The 16,377-nt window shown below is 38.1% G+C and carries 15 protein-coding genes; 13 read left to right on the top strand and 2 right to left on the bottom strand.

Features of this window, described 5'->3' with window-relative positions; all coding sequences use genetic code 11:
* Positions 1-164: 164 nt before the first annotated feature.
* A complete protein-coding gene (locus NV349_RS17270; protein ID WP_036118795.1) occupies positions 165-386 on the bottom strand; it encodes a DeoR family transcriptional regulator in 222 nt (73 codons plus the stop codon).
* Between the two features lie 357 nt (positions 387-743).
* On the opposite strand from NV349_RS17270, the gene pepV reads away from it, so the two are divergent.
* The 7 genes from pepV to NV349_RS17235 all read left to right on the top strand — a co-directional run bounded on the left by pepV (position 744) and on the right by NV349_RS17235 (position 8,429).
* Positions 744-2,150: a dipeptidase PepV gene (pepV, locus tag NV349_RS17265; protein WP_271910730.1), complete on the top strand. Its 1,407-nt coding sequence runs from the start codon at positions 744-746 to the stop codon at positions 2,148-2,150.
* A 27-nt stretch (positions 2,151-2,177) separates the two neighbouring features.
* On the top strand, positions 2,178-3,032 hold the full coding sequence (gene dat / locus NV349_RS17260; protein ID WP_036118799.1) for a D-amino-acid transaminase: 855 nt from the start codon (positions 2,178-2,180) through the stop codon (positions 3,030-3,032).
* Positions 3,033-3,511: 479 nt separating this feature from the next.
* On the top strand, positions 3,512-4,516 hold the full coding sequence (locus NV349_RS17255; protein ID WP_101966543.1) for a nuclease-related domain-containing protein: 1,005 nt from the start codon (positions 3,512-3,514) through the stop codon (positions 4,514-4,516).
* A 3-nt stretch (positions 4,517-4,519) separates the two neighbouring features.
* On the top strand, positions 4,520-5,452 hold the full coding sequence (locus tag NV349_RS17250; protein ID WP_036118802.1) for a diacylglycerol/lipid kinase family protein: 933 nt from the start codon (positions 4,520-4,522) through the stop codon (positions 5,450-5,452).
* 95 nt (positions 5,453-5,547) lie between these two features.
* Positions 5,548-6,198: a tRNA (guanosine(46)-N7)-methyltransferase TrmB gene (gene trmB, locus NV349_RS17245; RefSeq protein WP_036118804.1), complete on the top strand. Its 651-nt coding sequence runs from the start codon at positions 5,548-5,550 to the stop codon at positions 6,196-6,198.
* Between the two features lie 11 nt (positions 6,199-6,209).
* Positions 6,210-7,073: a YtnP family quorum-quenching lactonase gene (locus NV349_RS17240; protein WP_036118806.1), complete on the top strand. Its 864-nt coding sequence runs from the start codon at positions 6,210-6,212 to the stop codon at positions 7,071-7,073.
* A 129-nt stretch (positions 7,074-7,202) separates the two neighbouring features.
* Complete coding sequence (locus NV349_RS17235) at positions 7,203-8,429, top strand: carboxylate--amine ligase (RefSeq protein ID WP_036118808.1); 1,227 nt, start codon at positions 7,203-7,205, stop codon at positions 8,427-8,429.
* 53 nt (positions 8,430-8,482) lie between these two features.
* Here NV349_RS17235 and NV349_RS17230 read toward each other — a convergent pair whose 3' ends face one another.
* Positions 8,483-8,797, bottom strand: coding sequence for a peptidase M4 (locus tag NV349_RS17230; protein ID WP_036118810.1), 315 nt, complete (start codon positions 8,795-8,797; stop codon positions 8,483-8,485).
* A 165-nt stretch (positions 8,798-8,962) separates the two neighbouring features.
* Here NV349_RS17230 and NV349_RS17225 point away from each other — a divergent pair, with 165 nt between their 5' ends.
* The 6 genes from NV349_RS17225 to NV349_RS17200 all read left to right on the top strand — a co-directional run bounded on the left by NV349_RS17225 (position 8,963) and on the right by NV349_RS17200 (position 16,297).
* Positions 8,963-10,039 (top strand): M42 family metallopeptidase, encoded by a 1,077-nt coding sequence (locus NV349_RS17225; protein WP_036118812.1) that lies wholly within the window; start codon positions 8,963-8,965, stop codon positions 10,037-10,039.
* A gap of 59 nt (positions 10,040-10,098) precedes the next feature.
* Positions 10,099-10,620 (top strand): DUF84 family protein, encoded by a 522-nt coding sequence (locus NV349_RS17220; protein WP_036118814.1) that lies wholly within the window; start codon positions 10,099-10,101, stop codon positions 10,618-10,620.
* Positions 10,621-10,714: 94 nt separating this feature from the next.
* Positions 10,715-11,233 (top strand): hypothetical protein, encoded by a 519-nt coding sequence (locus NV349_RS17215; protein WP_036118816.1) that lies wholly within the window; start codon positions 10,715-10,717, stop codon positions 11,231-11,233.
* 70 nt (positions 11,234-11,303) lie between these two features.
* Positions 11,304-12,128, top strand: a complete 825-nt coding sequence (locus NV349_RS17210) for a DUF1444 domain-containing protein (RefSeq protein ID WP_036118818.1) — start codon at positions 11,304-11,306, stop codon at positions 12,126-12,128.
* A complete protein-coding gene (gene ytpR / locus NV349_RS17205; protein ID WP_036118820.1) occupies positions 12,125-12,739 on the top strand; it encodes a YtpR family tRNA-binding protein in 615 nt (204 codons plus the stop codon). Before NV349_RS17210 ends, ytpR begins: the two co-directional genes overlap by 4 nt.
* Before the next feature lie 261 nt (positions 12,740-13,000).
* Entirely contained in the window at positions 13,001-16,297 is a 3,297-nt protein-coding gene (locus tag NV349_RS17200) for a DNA translocase FtsK (protein ID WP_101966541.1), read from the top strand.
* The last annotated feature ends 80 nt before the right edge of the window (positions 16,298-16,377 follow it).

Here is a 16,377-nt window from a genome sequence, read left to right as displayed (position 1 = left end):
AGTATGGAGCATAAAGGGTATGTTTTGAATGCACAATAGTGAAATGACTGGCCCTTCCAATAAGCCATAAAAAAATCTAATACGCTTATAACGACAAAAAAGAATGACCCCGACGAAAGGTCATTCTTTTTCCATACACAATGCTTTACGTACAAAACGTAAAACTAAGACGTCATTTTTACTTTTTTCTTCGTCGTTGTCCATTTGCCTCGACTTGGACTCATTACCAAATCGTTAAAGGCTAACACGTTCAAATCTCTTTGAACGGTGCGAGGAGTGATACTAAACTCTTCGACTAAATCCTGTGTAGACACGGTTCCTTTGTCTAAAATAAACATGTACACGTCTTTAATACGATTAAGCATTCGATCAGTAGTTGGTTTCATTAAATGAACCACTCCTTCATCTTAATTCTCTTGGCAAAGACTAGCGGACGACAATATGTGCGGAGTGCACTTAGGCTAATAAGTAGCTGCCTTAGACATCCCCTTTTCTAATTTTATAGTCAGAACAATTATTCTGATAACTTCATTATATAGAAAAACTACTTAATTTTCTAGTGAATGCAAGAGAAATTTACATTTGAAATATAAATTTTATACTGTATTTTGTGGGAATACGTGAAAAACATGCTATATGTGGTAGTGTCAGTAGAAGTTACTGAAAATAGTTGTCAGAAAGCTGATTGTCATATATGTTGTAAGGTGTAGAATAATGTTGATACTTTGAAGGAGGTATATGGTATGGATTGGTTACAGGCTGCAAAAGAAAGGCAAGATGAATTGATACAAGAGTTACAGGAGCTTGTGCAAATTAATAGTGTTCTTGATGAGGATACAATAACTACTGAAGTACCATTTGGAGATGGTCCACTTCAAGCGCTTGAATGGTTACTAGCAAAAGGTCAGAACGAAGGCTTACAAACGAAAAATGTTGATAATTATGCTGGGCATATTGAAATGGGTTCAGGTGAAGAATTACTTGGTATTTTATGTCATGTTGATGTTGTACCGGTTGGAGACGAAGCTGACTGGACATACCCACCATTCAGCGGTACAGTAGCAGACGGTAAGTTATATGCACGTGGTGCGATTGACGATAAAGGTCCTACGATTGCGGCATGGATGGCTATGAAGCTTGTGAAAGAAGCGGGTATTCCATTAGAAAAAAGAGTACGAATGATTATTGGTACGGATGAAGAAACAGGATTCCGCTGTGTCGACCACTATTTTAAACAAGAGGAAATGCCGACAATTGGTTTTGCACCAGATGCGGATTTCCCGCTCATCAATGCGGAAAAAGGCATTGCCGAGCTTGTGTTCTCTCAAAATAAAATAGGTGATGCAACGAAAGAACAACTACTACTATTTAATGCAGGAAAGCGCCCAAATATGGTACCTGATTTTGCGAAAGCAACAATTCAGCATGTCTCCGAGTCATTCGAACAGAATTTTCAAACATTTTTAAGCAAAAATCAGCTAGATGGCTCTTTATTAATGGAGGACTCTCGCTATATAATAACTATCAAAGGTAAAGCAGCCCATGCAATGGAACCAGAAAAAGGTGTTAATGCAGCTGTTTATCTTGCAGCATTTTTACAACAAGAGTTGACGACAGAGGCAAGTAAACAATTTGTTGACTTTATCGCACATGTTTTTTATCAGGATCATTACGGCCATCAGCTTGCGCTACAGTTTGAGGATGCAATGTCAGGAAAAACTACATTAAATCCAGGTATCGTCAGCTATGATGTTCATAAAGGTGGCAGTTTAGTAATTAGTATGCGCTATTCTGTGTCCTACCCATTCGATGAAAAAATAACGGCGGCTCAACGCTTAACGGTGGAAAAAGGGTTCTCACTAGATATTCAAGACGATTCCAAACCGCATTATGTCAGTGAAGATGATCCATTTATCCAAACATTAGCAGCTATTTATAGACGTCAAACGGGTGATAGAGAAACACCTCTATTATCGACAGGTGGTGGGACGTATGCACGTGTGATGAAAAAAGGTGTGGCATTTGGCATGCTGTTTCCGGGAGAGCCAGATGTAGCGCATTGTGCAGATGAGTTTGTTGTCGTTGAAAATCTCGTTAAAGCTGCAGCAATTTATGCTGAAGCAATTGTTGAACTTGCAGGAAAAAAATAACTAAAAGACGAAAAGGATGAACAAAACATGGCATATTCATTATGGAATGATCAAATTGTTGAAGAAGGATCGATTGTGATATCTCCAGAAGACCGAGGTTATCAATTCGGTGACGGCATTTATGAGGTAATCAAAGTTTATAACGGAAATATGTTTACAGCACAAGAGCATATTGATCGTTTCTATGCAAGCGCCGAAAAAATTCGTCTTGTTATTCCTTATACAAAGGACGTTTTACACAAATTATTACATGAGCTAATTGAAAAAAATAATCTAGATACAGGGCATGTATACTTCCAAATTACACGTGGTGCTAATGCCCGTAATCATGTTTTCCCAGATGCGAGTGTTCCAGCTGTATTAACTGGTAATGTTAAAGAGGGTGAACGTGCATATGAAAACTTTGAAAAAGGGGTAAAGGCTACTTTTGTTGAGGATATTCGTTGGTTACGCTGTGATATCAAATCTTTAAACCTACTTGGTGCCGTATTAGCAAAGCAAGAGGCTGCTGAAAAAGGTTGCTATGAAGCGATATTACATCGTGGGGATATCGTGACAGAATGCTCATCAGCGAATGTTTATGGTATTAAAGACGGCAAGCTTTATACACATCCAGCGAATAACTTCATTTTAAATGGCATTACCCGTCAAGTCATTTTAAAATGTGCAGAGGAAATTAATTTACCTGTCGTGGAAGAGCCGATGACAAAAGCTGATTTATTAACGATGGATGAAATCATTGTTTCGTCTGTATCTTCTGAAGTGACGCCTGTAGTGGATGTTGATGGAAACCAAATTGGTGCTGGTGTACCAGGGGAATGGACACGTCAATTGCAACAAGCTTTTGAAGCGAAATTACCACTTTCTTCAAATACAAAATAAAAAAACATTTAGAGAACTACCAATAAGGATAGTTCTCTTTTTTATGGATGTAATGTTGAGTGTCGTCATGTAAAATAAAAAGGATAGGAAAGAATAATTTTACAGATTGAAATTCGTAGAACAAATGTCGATGTAATGTATACAATTGCCTCTTTTTCTACTAAAGCAATCGTAATCCATGATGTCTCGGTGTAATAGTGTCTAAATTTTTTTCAAGCCTGCAAGTAAGAAGTTAACCTCAAGTCATCCTGTTGTGTGAGCAGTTAATTATCTTCTCTTAAAGGTTGTAACATTCGTCGGGGAATTCGGGACAACATGGAGTAGATCACGTCGTCATTGCTTCAGGGCATGATGCTTTTTGACAGTGTTCTCCCTATTTCAGCGAGCGTTTGAACACACGCTTTTAGTACAAAAAACAATTGCTGAATCAAGATAAAAAGAAATATAGATATGGTGAGTAAGAATGGAGTGACCTTTACATGGCACAATTGGTGAAATTACAAGATTATATTTCACGCTATCAAATTGATTTAGCGAGATATCCAACTCAATTTGTGCGCTTAAAGAAAAGTCAGTGGGAGCGCATTAAGCGTCAGTGGGAATTGGGAGAGGATATAAGCGAATGGCAACATGACGACAATGAGGCAGAAACAAATGCCTTCGAAGAAAAGGAACGGTTTTCCTTCTTCAAAAAAATCTTTGCTGGCCGCCAAAAGGAAGCAACTGAGGATGTTGAAAAACTAGAAATATCCAACGAGCTTGTCAGTGATGAAGATACCATTCCAGAAGAAGAAACGACGCTCACATTTGAACCTAAAATTGTGTTTGCACCACAATCCATCCATGAGCTGAAACGAATGTTTATCGATCAATTTTTCCATTTTCAAATGAAATGGGCTAGTTCAACATTACGTGAAAAATCATATGTAGATCCTCGTTTCATGCGTGACTCTTTACTACGTACATTATTGCAAACGTTACCAGATAACTATTTGTTGTTTTATTATCCTATTCTACAAATAAGAAAAGCCCCTATTGAGCTTGATGTAGTACTCATGTCACCAACAGAATGTATTTGTATTACGGTGTTAGAAGCTGAAAATCAAGCTGTCTATGTAGGTGGGAGTGATCGCTTCTGGATGAAGAAAGTGGGAACTAAGGACGTTAAAGTACTGAATCCAACAATTAATTTAGGGCGGATGGAATCGGTGCTATCGCAATTATTTAAACAAGAGAATATAGATATGCCTATCCGTAAAGTTGTGCTAACTCGGAATGGTTATTTTGATTATCCTGGTGCACCATTTGGGATTCGCTTTGTTGATCGTCGAAATTACCACGAATGGATAGAGCAGTTGAGAAAAGTTTCCTCTCCTATGAAGCATATGCAAATACGGGCTGCTCAAACAATTTTAAATACTGTCCAAACAACCTCCTTTAATCGAGACATTTGGCAGCAAGCGCCACAACCAACAAAGGACTGATATATGCAGGTATTATTTATTGTCAATGAGGCAGCAGGAAATGGGAAAGGCAAGAGGGTTTGGCTTCAGCTGCAACAGCAACTAACGATCACCTATCAAGTAGCTTTTACGGAATATGAAGGACATGGGAAGGAAATAGCCAAACAATGGGCTCAGCAACAGCAAGAACACATGTTACTTGTCGTTGTTGGTGGTGATGGCACCATCCATGAGGTAGTTAGTGGTGTTGTACATAATAAATACGTCATTATAGGTGTCGTTCGAGCAGGCTCTGGCAATGATTTTGCCCGCTTTTTCCCAAGCTTTCAACATGCGAGGCAAATAGAGGCCTATATAAGGAACACTATGGCCAATACACAGATGGATGCAGGAATTATTCAGCTCGGTGATAAATGGAATGAAATTTTCGTTAATAATGCGGGTATAGGCTTCGATGCCTATGTGACAAAATCAATTAATACATCTCGTCTTAAATTTTATCTCAATAAAATTGGGTTAGGAAAGCTTTCCTATGCTGTAGCTGTTATGAGAGGGTTATTTCGCTTTAAGCGTTTTGATGTAACGATTCGTTCAGGTGAACAAGAATGGCAATTCCAGCAGGCATGGTTTGTAGCGATGAGTAATCAGCCTTATTTCGGGGGAGGCATGAAAATATCACCAGCTGCAAAAGCAGATGATGGCCTTGTGGATATAACGATTGTCCATGGAATATCACGTATCAAATTATTACTTGTTTTTATCACTGTTTTTTTTGAAAAGCATACAAAATTTAAGGAAATTACTTTTTTACAGGGCCAACACTTTGATATGAGTGTACGCGCTCATCAGGTTGATTGTCATACGGATGGCAATTACGTGGGCGTTGTGAATCAAGGGATCCCTATACACTGTACAGTACAGCAAAATGCATGGCAGGTTATTGCTAAAGATGCCTAAAAATATCATTGTGCAATAATTTCATGCGAATTGTAGGGGAATACGTTATACTATAAAACATCAATAACTTCACAAGAAAGAAATGAGGAACAACATTGAGATTAAGAAATAAGCCTTGGGCAGAGGAAATGATTACAGATCACCCAGAGGTGATTATTCCAAATCCTGAAGACTTTAAAGGTAAGTGGCAGTCTGTTTTCGGAAATGACAATCCTATCCATATTGAAGTAGGTTCTGGAAAAGGGCAATTTGTTACAGGTATGGCTTTGCAAAACCCAACGATTAATTATATTGGCATTGAGCTTTATGATAGTGTGATTGTTTGTGCACTAGAAAAAGTGCTAGAGGCAAAATCTCCAGCGAATTTACGCTTACTAAAAGTAAATGGCGCAGATTTATATAAATTCTTTGATAAAAATGATGTATCACGTGTATACCTGAATTTCTCAGATCCTTGGCCAAAAACACGTCATGCAAAAAGACGTTTAACGCACGAGGGTTTTTTGAAATTATATGAGTCGATTTTAGTGGATAATGGGGAAGTCCATTTTAAAACGGATAACCGTGGTCTGTTCGAGTATTCTTTAATCAGTATGTCTGAATATGGTATGTTACTAAAGTATGTATCTCTCGACCTACATGCAAATATGCCAGAGGATAATGTGATGACGGAATATGAGGAGAAATTTTCTGCGAAAGGGCAGCCGATTTATCGCTTAGAATCACAATTTATCATTAAATTGTAGGGGGAATATGGATGGATCAGTTACAGTTTCACAAAATGTCATTAACATGGCTTAACGGGGGTGTTACGTGCCTAGATGGCGGGGCAATGTTTGGTGTTGTACCGAAGCCGCTTTGGTCACGTAAATATCCAGTCAATGAAAAAAATCAAATTGAATTACCAACAGAACCCATTCTCATTCAATATGAGGGCAAAAACTACCTGATTGATACAGGAGTTGGTTTTAATAAATTAAACGAAAAACAATTACGAAACTTTGGTGTAACCGAGGAATCCTCATTAACGGAAAGCTTACAGGAACTGGGGTTAACAACAGCGGATATTGATGCAGTGTTAATGACTCATTTACATTTTGATCATGCTGGTGGCTTAACACAATGGGAAGAGGATGTACTTGTACCAACTTTTCCGAATGCCAAAATTTTTGTTACGAAAATTGAATGGGATGAAATGCGTAATCCTAATATCCGCTCTAAAAATACGTATTGGAAAGAGAATTGGGAGCCAGTGCAGCACTTAGTTGAAACCTATGAAGATACGTTGGAAGTGGTACCAGGGATCGAAATGATTCATACAGGTGGACATAGTGAGGGACATGCTGTTATCAAGCTAACGCAAAATGGTGAAGTATTATTGCATATGGCGGATATTATGCCAACACATGCTCACCAGAATCCATTATGGGTATTAGCGTATGATGATTACCCAATGACAAGTGTATTTGCCAAAGAGCGACTTATAAAAGAGGCGCTTACCAATAGCTATAGCTTTATTTTCTATCACGATGCATATTACCGTATGATTAAATGGGATGAAACGGGCAAAGAAATTGTCAATAAGCTTGAACGTAGTAGACAAGCTGTTATTACATTTTAATAGCGCCAGCAAAGGCCGAGGTAATTGACATATAAAATGTCAATTACCTCGCTTTTTTGTTCGTGAACAGGATAGAAAATATGATACACTTAACACGATACTAAAATACAAAAGAGAGTTGAAATAAACATGGCAACTGAACAACCATTTTTACCAGTTTTACTAGGATCAGATATGAATGCATATGGTATGGCACGCGCGTTTTATGAAGCATATGGTATTAAACCACTTGTCTTAGGACGTTCTCATTTAACAGCGACTCAAGATAGCCATATCCTACAATTTCAAGAAATAGACCGTTTAAATGAACAAGATGTTTTTGCACCTGCACTTGCAGAAGTTGCAAAAAAATATGCTGATAAAAAACTATTGCTTTTAGCATGTGGAGACGATTATGCTAAGCTGATTATTAAAAATAAGCCAGCGTTACAAGAGCATTTTACTGTACCGTACATCGATGAATCGTTGATGGATGAAATTTTATTGAAAGAAAACTTCTATAAAATGTGTGATCAATATAATTTTAAATATCCAGGTACAACAACGGTGACAGCCGATAACTATGAAAACTTTACACCACCATTTGATTACCCTATTATTTTAAAAGCTTCAAACTCTGTAGAATATTGGGCATGTAAATTCCCAGGTAAGAAAAAAGTATTTGTTGCGCATGATGATGCGGAAAAAACGGCCATATTAAAAGCGATTTATAGCTCAACATATCAGGATACTATGATTATCCAAGAATTTATTCCTGGTGATGATTCTTATATGCGTGTGTTAAATGCTTACGTAGGGAAAGATGGAAAAGTAAAGCTGATGTGTCTAGGTAATCCTATTCTAGAAGAACATTCTCCTGAAGGAATCGGAAGTTATGCAGCCATCGTTACAACCTATGATAAAGAATTAATGGATCAAGTACGATTCTTCTTAGAGGATATCGGTTATACAGGCTTTGCAAATTTCGATATGAAATATGATATTCGAGACAAGCAGTATAAGCTATTTGAAATTAATTTACGTAATGGTCGCTCTAGCTACTATGTAACAGCAAGTGGTCATAATTTAATGAAGTATGTCGCTGATGACCATATGTTAAATATCGAGCAAGATGTCACATATGTGCAGGACAAACATTTATGGATGATTATTCCTAAGGGCGTATTATTCAAATATGCATCAAATGAAAAGCTTAAACTAGAAGCAAAAAAATTAATTAGTGAGGGCAAATATACAAACTCTCTTTACTTTAATGAGGATATGAATACGAAGCGTTGGGTGAAGTTAACGCTCAATAACTTGAATTATTATCGTAAGTATAAAAAGTACTTTAATAATAAAGGTTTATCCGAATAACAATAAGAAGCCATCTCATTCATTGGAGATGGCTTCTTATTGTCTATACATGATTAAACTTCTGTTAGTTCCACGACAACACCAGAGCGTGCGTCGGCAGCAAACTCGAAAGTCTGCATTTCCCCTTCATTCATACGAGAGATTCCTCCGCGATATACTGGGATAGTCATAATACCGTTTGTGAAATCTTCTGTTTTCATAAAAATCCAAGAACCGTCAATCGGTGCATCCTTTTTAAACTCTCTTTTTATGTTTTCAAGTACTTGTCCTGCAGGTACGAACGGAGAAACTTTTTCACTAGCTTCTTTAATAATGACTGCGGCAGCTAAGCCAGTTGCAACACCAATTAAAAAATCACGTAATTTCATACATCTTTCCTCCTTTTTCTATACCTATATTTTAGCATAGCCTATGGAGTGAATGCACGTTCACACTTTAACAGTTTTAGGAAATGTATCAATATTTCGAATTCGGAAATAAATGTGTTACAATAGGCAAGGAAGAATATTCTACTTCGTGGGGAGAGAGTCATCATGAATGAGGAAACATTACAATTATTTAAAACATTAACAGAACTACCAGGCGCTCCGGGGAATGAACATGCTGTACGTGCGTTCATGCGTTCTGAGTTAGAAAAATACTCGGATGAAATCGTTCAAGATAATTTAGGGGGCATCTTTGGTGTCAAGCGCAGTGAGGTTGCTGACGCGCCGAAAGTGTTGGTTGCTGGACATATGGATGAAGTAGCATTTATGGTTACTTCTATTACAGATAATGGCATGATCCGTTTCCAAACATTAGGTGGCTGGTGGAACCAGGTTATGCTTGCACAGCGTGTAGAAGTTTATACAAAAAATGGCGCAATACCTGGCGTTGTTTCATCTATTCCACCGCATTTATTAACAGATGCGGAACGTGCTAAGCCGATGGATATAAAAAATATGCTTATCGATGTTGGCGCTGACAACAAAGAAGATGCAATGGGTATGGGTGTTCGACCAGGACAATCTATCATTCCTATTTGTCCATTTACACCAATGGCCAATCCGAAAAAAATTATGGCTAAGGCTTGGGATAACCGTTATGGCTGTGGTCTAGCGATTGAGTTAATGAAAGAAGTACAAAATGAAAAACTAGGATCGCATTTATATTCAGGCGCAAATGTTATGGAGGAAGTAGGTTTACGTGGTGCTCAAGTATCAGCAAATATGATTAAACCAGATTTATTCTTCGCATTAGATGCTTCTCCTGCCAACGATACGTCGGGAGAAAAAAATCAATTTGGACAGCTTGGCAAAGGTACATTACTTCGTATTTTAGACCGCACAATGGTCACACATCGTGGTATGCGAGAATTTATTTTAGATACTGCCGAATCAAATCATATTCCTTACCAGTACTTTGTATCTCAGGGAGGAACTGACGCAGGGCGAGTACATACAGCAAATGATGGTGTTCCAAGCGCTGTTATTGGTGTTTGCTCACGCTATATTCACACGTCAGCGTCCATTATTCATATTGATGATTACGCAGCTGCCAAGGCATTAATTGTTGAATTAGTGAAAAAAGCAGATCGTTCGACATTAGAGACAATTCGCGCTAATGTATAAGAAGTTAACAAGATGCCTTTTAGAGGCATCTTTTTCTATGGAAAGAAAGTGGGGATTAGATGAATATAGCCATTGGGACAATGAATAAAGCGAAGACAGAGGCAGTTGAAGTAATTGCTCGACAATATTTTGAAGATGCCATCTTTACGCATGTGAAAGCTGCTTCTGAAGTGTCAGATCAACCAATAAGTAATGAAGAAACGAGACTAGGGGCGATTAATCGTGCAAAAAACGCCATGAACACAACAGGTGCACAATTCGCATTTGGCTTAGAGGGTGGCGTAACTGAAATAGATGATGAAATGTATGTTTGTAATTGGGGTGCATTAACAGTTTCTGATGGAACAATTTTCACAGCTGCTGGTGCACAAATTATATTACCAAAAGAAATTGCCCAGGAAATAAGAGGTGGTGGAGAACTTGGCCCTATTATGGAGCAATACACAAAACGTCGAGATATTCGTCAAGGTGCAGGTGCTGTAGGTATTTTTACGCAAGGTTTGGTGAGTCGACAGATGATGTTTGAGCATATTGTATCACTATTGGTTGGTCAATATTTGTTCACATTTTCACAAAAATAGTTAAATAGAATTAGTATTCAGCATGCAGTTAGGTTGCATCTGATGAATAATTTTTTTAAAATAGAAAAAAGTTAGCAGAGAAAGGAAGAGGAACATGTCGTTTACCTGGCTAAAAACTATCGGCCTGATGCTTTTACTTCTGGTCCTTTCTGGCTGTAATCAATCGATTGATGACCAAATTGCGAATGGGCTCCAATTAACGGAGACGGTTTTTGCTGAAGAGCCAGAAGAACATACGGAGAAAATTGGAGATATCAAATTATACTTACCTTCAAACTTTAAAGTTGAAGACAGTTCAGATGCTTATAATATTGTGATTTCAAAAGGAAAAGAAAGCTATATTCTTTTTATTAATGATGAAGAAGCACAAGACAGTAAACTTTATTATAATCTTTTAAAAGAAAATGAAGCGGACAAAATTATCGAAGAGTTAACTTATGACAAGAATGGTCGTTTTGGCTTCACTGCGGTTCTAAAGACGGAAGATAAAAATGAGATGGAGCTCATTGTTAGTAGCGGCGGCGTGAAAATGACAACGATTTCTCAGACCAAACATATTGAAACTAATTTGCGTGAGATGACGAAAATTGTACATTCGGTTAAAATGAAGTAAATAGATTGGATTGAACAGACGGTTCACAAACATGTGAGCCGTTTCATTTTGAAGTCAGGATGTGAGAGAAATGAAGCAATTGAAATCAGAACAACTGATAGAGCTATTAAAAAAACGATTGAATGAAGAGAAATACGAATTTCATTTTGATAAAAAGCATGATAAATTACGATTGAATCATAAGACGATTGACAAAGGAATGGAGCTCTCATTACCTGGTATCTTAGCAAAATACAATGATAAGCAAGAGGCAGCGATTGAGGAAGTTGTCTATACGATTGAGCAGACTTTTAATGCGATGGAGCAAGAAAAAGAACAAGGCTTTCAAACGACTACACAAATTTATCCTATTATACGTGCGACTTCTTATCCCCAAGCATCTAAAGAAGGACATGCGTTTATTACAACTGAGCATACAGCGGAGACACGTATTTTTTATGCGCTCGATTTGGGTAAAACCTATCGTTTTATTGATGAATCCATGCTAGAAGCATTACAATTAACGGTAGAGCAAATTCGAGAAATGGCACGCTTTTCAGTAAAGCAATTACCAACCGCATATAAAAAAGATGAGGTAGCAGGTAATCTATTTTATTTTGTCAATGTGAATGATGGCTACGATGCTAGCCGTATTTTAAATGAGAGTTTTTTGACAGACATGCGAGCACTGGTGGAAGGCGATATGACATTGTCTGTGCCACATCAAGATGTGTTAATTATAGGTGATATTCGCAATGAAACAGGGTATGATGTATTAGCACAGATGACGATGCATTTCTTTACTGTCGGTATAGTACCGATCACATCATTATCTTTTATTTATGAAGATGGGGAACTAGAACCAATCTTTATTTTAGCCAAAAACAGAGTGAAAAAGGAGCAAGAAAAACAATGAACGTATTTTACAACAAAGAGCATGTAGGAGATGTCTTACTAGTTCAATTAGCAACTGAGTCTATTGTGAAAACAGTAGTAGAACGAGCTGGAGATATCGCTATTTTAAAAGAAGCACAAACAGGAGAAATAAAGGCGTTTAATTTATTTAATGCAAGCAGCTACATCCAAACAGATGCAAGAGGCTTAGTGGAAGTGACACCAGAACTAGTAGCACAACTAACTGCAGCCATCGAGAAAAATGGAGCTACAATCAACCTTGATGTTGACTTTTCTCCAAAATTTGTGGTGGGTTATGTGGAAACAAAGGACAAGCATCCGAACGCTGATAAATTAAGTATCTGTTCCGTAAATGTAGGCGATGAGACATTGCAAATTGTTTGTGGTGCTCCTAATGTAGAAGCAGGTCAGAAGGTAGTTGTTGCAAAAATTGGTGCAGTAATGCCTTCAGGTATGCTCATTAAAGCAGGAAATTTACGTGGTGTTGAGTCTTACGGCATGCTTTGCTCAGCTCGTGAATTAGCCATTCCTAACGCTCCTTCTGAAAAAGGAATTTTAGTATTACCGGGAGATGCCACTATTGGTAGTGCTTTTGAAACACCAACTAAATAGAAATGCCTTTATTTGAAAAGGAATTTATTAAAATGTAAATGTTTTATCATGATATTATTCCTTGTATCAAGGTGAAATGCCCTAAATCGTTATGTTACTAATATGCTAGTAGCGTAACGATTTTTTTGTTTAGAATGAGCCTCTAAATGCAAGTTTCAAGAGCGTTTTTATGGTATGCTTTTTGATATAGACATTGAGCTATTAATTATATGAATCAAGCCAATGCTATAAATGAAGTGTAAGAGAAATGAGTGAAACGAAGTGAACTGGTTTAAAAAACAAATTAGTAAATTTATAAATAAAGAAGATGAATATTACGAGTATGAAGAATATTATGATGGCTACGAAGAAGAGCAGACCGAGCAACTACATACGCAAAATGAAGTACCGATGGCTAAGCAGAAGACTTTCCGTTTTCCATTGATTGACGATGATGAAAGCGGGACATCCTACACACCACAAAAAGAAATGTTTGATCAAATGGGTAATGATGATTATGGACAGATTGGTGATTTATCTTTACCGAAGCATTTAAACCACCATATTGTTGACTCCAGTGTTTATGATGTGGAGGTTTCAGGGATTCGTGATTTATTAGCAAATCGTTCAAAACGCACTGGTCGAAAAACAACGATGAAAAGTCAGCCTGTAGAACAGCAATATCGTTCACGAGCAAGCTTAGTGTTTCGGGATGCACAACATGAGACAGTCAATGTTAAGTCTGCGTCTGCACCAGCATCTGTTTCGAAAGAGAAAAAGCAGTGGAAGGAACAAAAAGTTGAAAGCATTTTACCTGAGAATCGTAAACGCTTTGTGCCAACAGATGTACCTTCACCCGTCTATGGATTTGCAAAACCAAGTCCCATCAAAGAATTATTAGATAAAAGAAAAGAAGAATACGAGGAGCAAGAAACCTCGGTACATGATACCGAAATGGTGACGGTTACGAACTCTATAAAAGAAACGACAACAAATGAGGCTAATGAAAATATACTAGAAGAAAAAGAGCCGGCTAGCATAGGTCAAATGGTTGAAGTAGAGCAGCATGAAATCATTGAACCTGATGAGCTACCTTTAGCAAATGAGCCTATTCATTTTGATGATGATGTATCGGTAGAGGCTAATGGTGAGCAGGAGAGTATGTTATCTAATATGGCTATACCTCAAACAACATCATTTGCCATGGCCTTTGAAGATCAAGTGAAGGAAGCTGTTCTGCAAGACCAAACAGTTCAACAACTTTCTGCCGATCAATCTGAAATTCACGTGAAAGAAATGATAGTAGAGCAAGTACAAATCGAAAATTCCACGATTCATATCGGAGAGGTAACAGTTGTACAGCCATCGAAGGATGACCCATTACTTGTTGACGACCAATCTGTTGATACGGTGCAGAAGGAAGAAACAAGTCGTATTCCTTTTAATGTCCTCATGTTAAAAACGGATAAAGAAAAATGGAGAATCCAACAGCAAATGAAAAAGGCACAGCCTCTTCATGTAGAAAGTACTCAGAAAGCAATGGAAAACGAACCAGTGGATGTGGCGGTTGCCTATGAAGAGGAAGAATCATGTTCTCTAGACAGCGTTGTAATAATAGATCGTCCCCAACCAGCTGATTCGCTAACAGAAGAGGATCTTGTTGAGTCAATGACAGAGCATATGCCATTGCAAGATGAGTTAGCATCCCATCAATATGCCAAGGACGATACGCGAAATGCTACTACTCCACATAGCTCTGAAGACAATGTAGCAGTCATTACAATGACACCTGTGACAACAATGTCTGGTGTATTAACGCAAGAAAGAACAGAAATTGAAAAAGCCGCTAATGATGAAATTTCAGCTACTACTGAGCCAGAGCTAGAATCAGAACTAGAACGAGGTTTAGAGTCAGAGCTAGAATCAGAACTAGAACGAGGTTTAGAGTCAGAGCTAGAATCAGAACTAGAACGAGGTTTAGAGTCAGAGCTAGAATCAGAACTAGAACCAGATTTAGAGCTAGAACCAGAACCAGAACTAACTACCAACACTGATGAAATTTCAGAAATTGTAGCGTATGGTCCTGTACAGTCTGTTGACAAGCAAGAGGAACCACCAGTATTTGAAGTGGAAGCACAGGAAGCTGAAAAACCTGCAAAGCCAGTTCATGTCTATCAAAAGCCTACAGATGAGTATTTAGAGCCACCAGAGGAGAAAACACAGGATACGGATTGGATGGAACAACAGGGAGATACATTGGTCGAGGCACTTTCTTATTTCCAGGTTTCCGCTCAAATTGAATCGATTATGCAGGGGCCAGCTGTTACGCAATTCGAAATAACGGTGAGCCATGGTACAAAGGTTAGTAAAATCCGAAACTTAGCCGATGATTTAAAACTGGCCTTAGCAGCAAAAGATATTCGTATTCAGGCACCAATCCCTGGAAAAAGTTCAATAGGTATTGAGATTCCAAACCGCGTATCTCGTGCTGTTCGCTTGTCAGAGGTGACAAATAGTGCCTCTTTCCTTGAATCGGATTCTCCATTAGAGGCAGCGTTAGGTCTTGATTTAACAGGAAAGCCTGTTACATTAGATTTGCGAAAAATGCCTCATGGCTTAATTGCTGGTGCAACGGGTTCGGGTAAATCTGTTTGTATTAATTCTATTTTGGTTAGTTTATTATATAAAGCTGCACCACATGAGTTAAAACTCATGCTGATCGACCCTAAAATGGTAGAGCTTGCACCATTTAACCATATACCGCATTTAGTTAGCCCTGTTATTACAGATGTGAAGGCAGCAACGGCTGCACTGAAATGGGCAGTGGAGGAAATGGAGCGTCGCTATCAGCTATTTGCTCATGCAGGTGCACGTGATATTACACGTTATAATGCAATAGCAGATAAAAATAATGAGCATAGCTTGAAGCTACCCTATATTTTAATTGTCATTGATGAGTTAGCTGATTTAATGATGATGTCTCCGGCTGATGTAGAGGAGGCCATTTGTCGAATTGCTCAAAAGGCACGTGCTTGTGGTATTCATTTAATTGTTGCGACGCAAAGACCTTCTGTGGATGTTATTACAGGGTTAATCAAATCAAATATCCCTACACGTATTGCCTTTGCTGTTTCCTCACAAATTGATTCTCGTACCATTTTAGATGGGCAGGGAGCAGAAAGATTACTTGGGCGAGGGGATATGCTATATTTAGGTAATGGTATGTCAGCGCCAGTGCGACTACAGGGAACATTTGTGACAGATGATGAAATTGAAGCCATTATTGAGCATGTTCGTGAGCAGGGAGAGCCTGATTATATTTTCGATCAAGAGGAGTTATTGAAGAAAACAGAGGTGTCCGCAGAACAGGATGATCTGTTTGAAGATGTTTGCCGATTTGTCTATGAGCAAGGTGGCGCCTCAACCTCATTGATTCAACGAAAATATCATATTGGCTATAATCGTGCTGCTCGTTTAATTGATATGTTAGAATCACATGGCTTTGTTTCGGAGGCAAGAGGAAGTAAGCCGCGTGAAAGTTACATTACAGAAGAAGATTTAATTACTATGTTTGAATAAGAATTGCATTGTTTTCGTCTAGATTATCTAATTTACGTCGATTTTAGTTTTTTTAGAAAAGTTACACATCTATCCTTATG

The organism is Lysinibacillus sp. OF-1 (assembly GCF_028356935.1).
GTDB classification, from domain to species: Bacteria; Bacillota; Bacilli; order Bacillales_A; family Planococcaceae; genus Lysinibacillus; species Lysinibacillus fusiformis_D.
The sequence above is the reverse complement of the archived record's forward strand: the minus strand, read 5'-3'. Positions and strand labels throughout refer to the sequence as shown.

Bases quoted from the DNA above. Each gene is read 5' to 3' on its own strand.
- NV349_RS17220 (WP_036118814.1), top strand. From the start codon at position 10,099: ATGAATATAGCCATTGGGACAATGAATAAAGCGAAGACAGAGGCAGTT.
- ytpR (WP_036118820.1), top strand. From the start codon at position 12,125: ATGAACGTATTTTACAACAAAGAGCATGTAGGAGATGTCTTACTAGTT.
- NV349_RS17230 (WP_036118810.1), bottom strand. From the start codon at position 8,797: ATGAAATTACGTGATTTTTTAATTGGTGTTGCAACTGGCTTAGCTGCC.
- NV349_RS17225 (WP_036118812.1), top strand. From the start codon at position 8,963: ATGAATGAGGAAACATTACAATTATTTAAAACATTAACAGAACTACCA.
- NV349_RS17270 (WP_036118795.1), bottom strand. From the start codon at position 386: ATGAAACCAACTACTGATCGAATGCTTAATCGTATTAAAGACGTGTAC.
- NV349_RS17250 (WP_036118802.1), top strand. From the start codon at position 4,520: ATGCAGGTATTATTTATTGTCAATGAGGCAGCAGGAAATGGGAAAGGC.
- NV349_RS17235 (WP_036118808.1), top strand. From the start codon at position 7,203: ATGGCAACTGAACAACCATTTTTACCAGTTTTACTAGGATCAGATATG.
- pepV (WP_271910730.1), top strand. From the start codon at position 744: ATGGATTGGTTACAGGCTGCAAAAGAAAGGCAAGATGAATTGATACAA.
- dat (WP_036118799.1), top strand. From the start codon at position 2,178: ATGGCATATTCATTATGGAATGATCAAATTGTTGAAGAAGGATCGATT.
- NV349_RS17210 (WP_036118818.1), top strand. From the start codon at position 11,304: ATGAAGCAATTGAAATCAGAACAACTGATAGAGCTATTAAAAAAACGA.
- NV349_RS17240 (WP_036118806.1), top strand. From the start codon at position 6,210: ATGGATCAGTTACAGTTTCACAAAATGTCATTAACATGGCTTAACGGG.
- NV349_RS17255 (WP_101966543.1), top strand. From the start codon at position 3,512: ATGGCACAATTGGTGAAATTACAAGATTATATTTCACGCTATCAAATT.
- NV349_RS17215 (WP_036118816.1), top strand. From the start codon at position 10,715: ATGTCGTTTACCTGGCTAAAAACTATCGGCCTGATGCTTTTACTTCTG.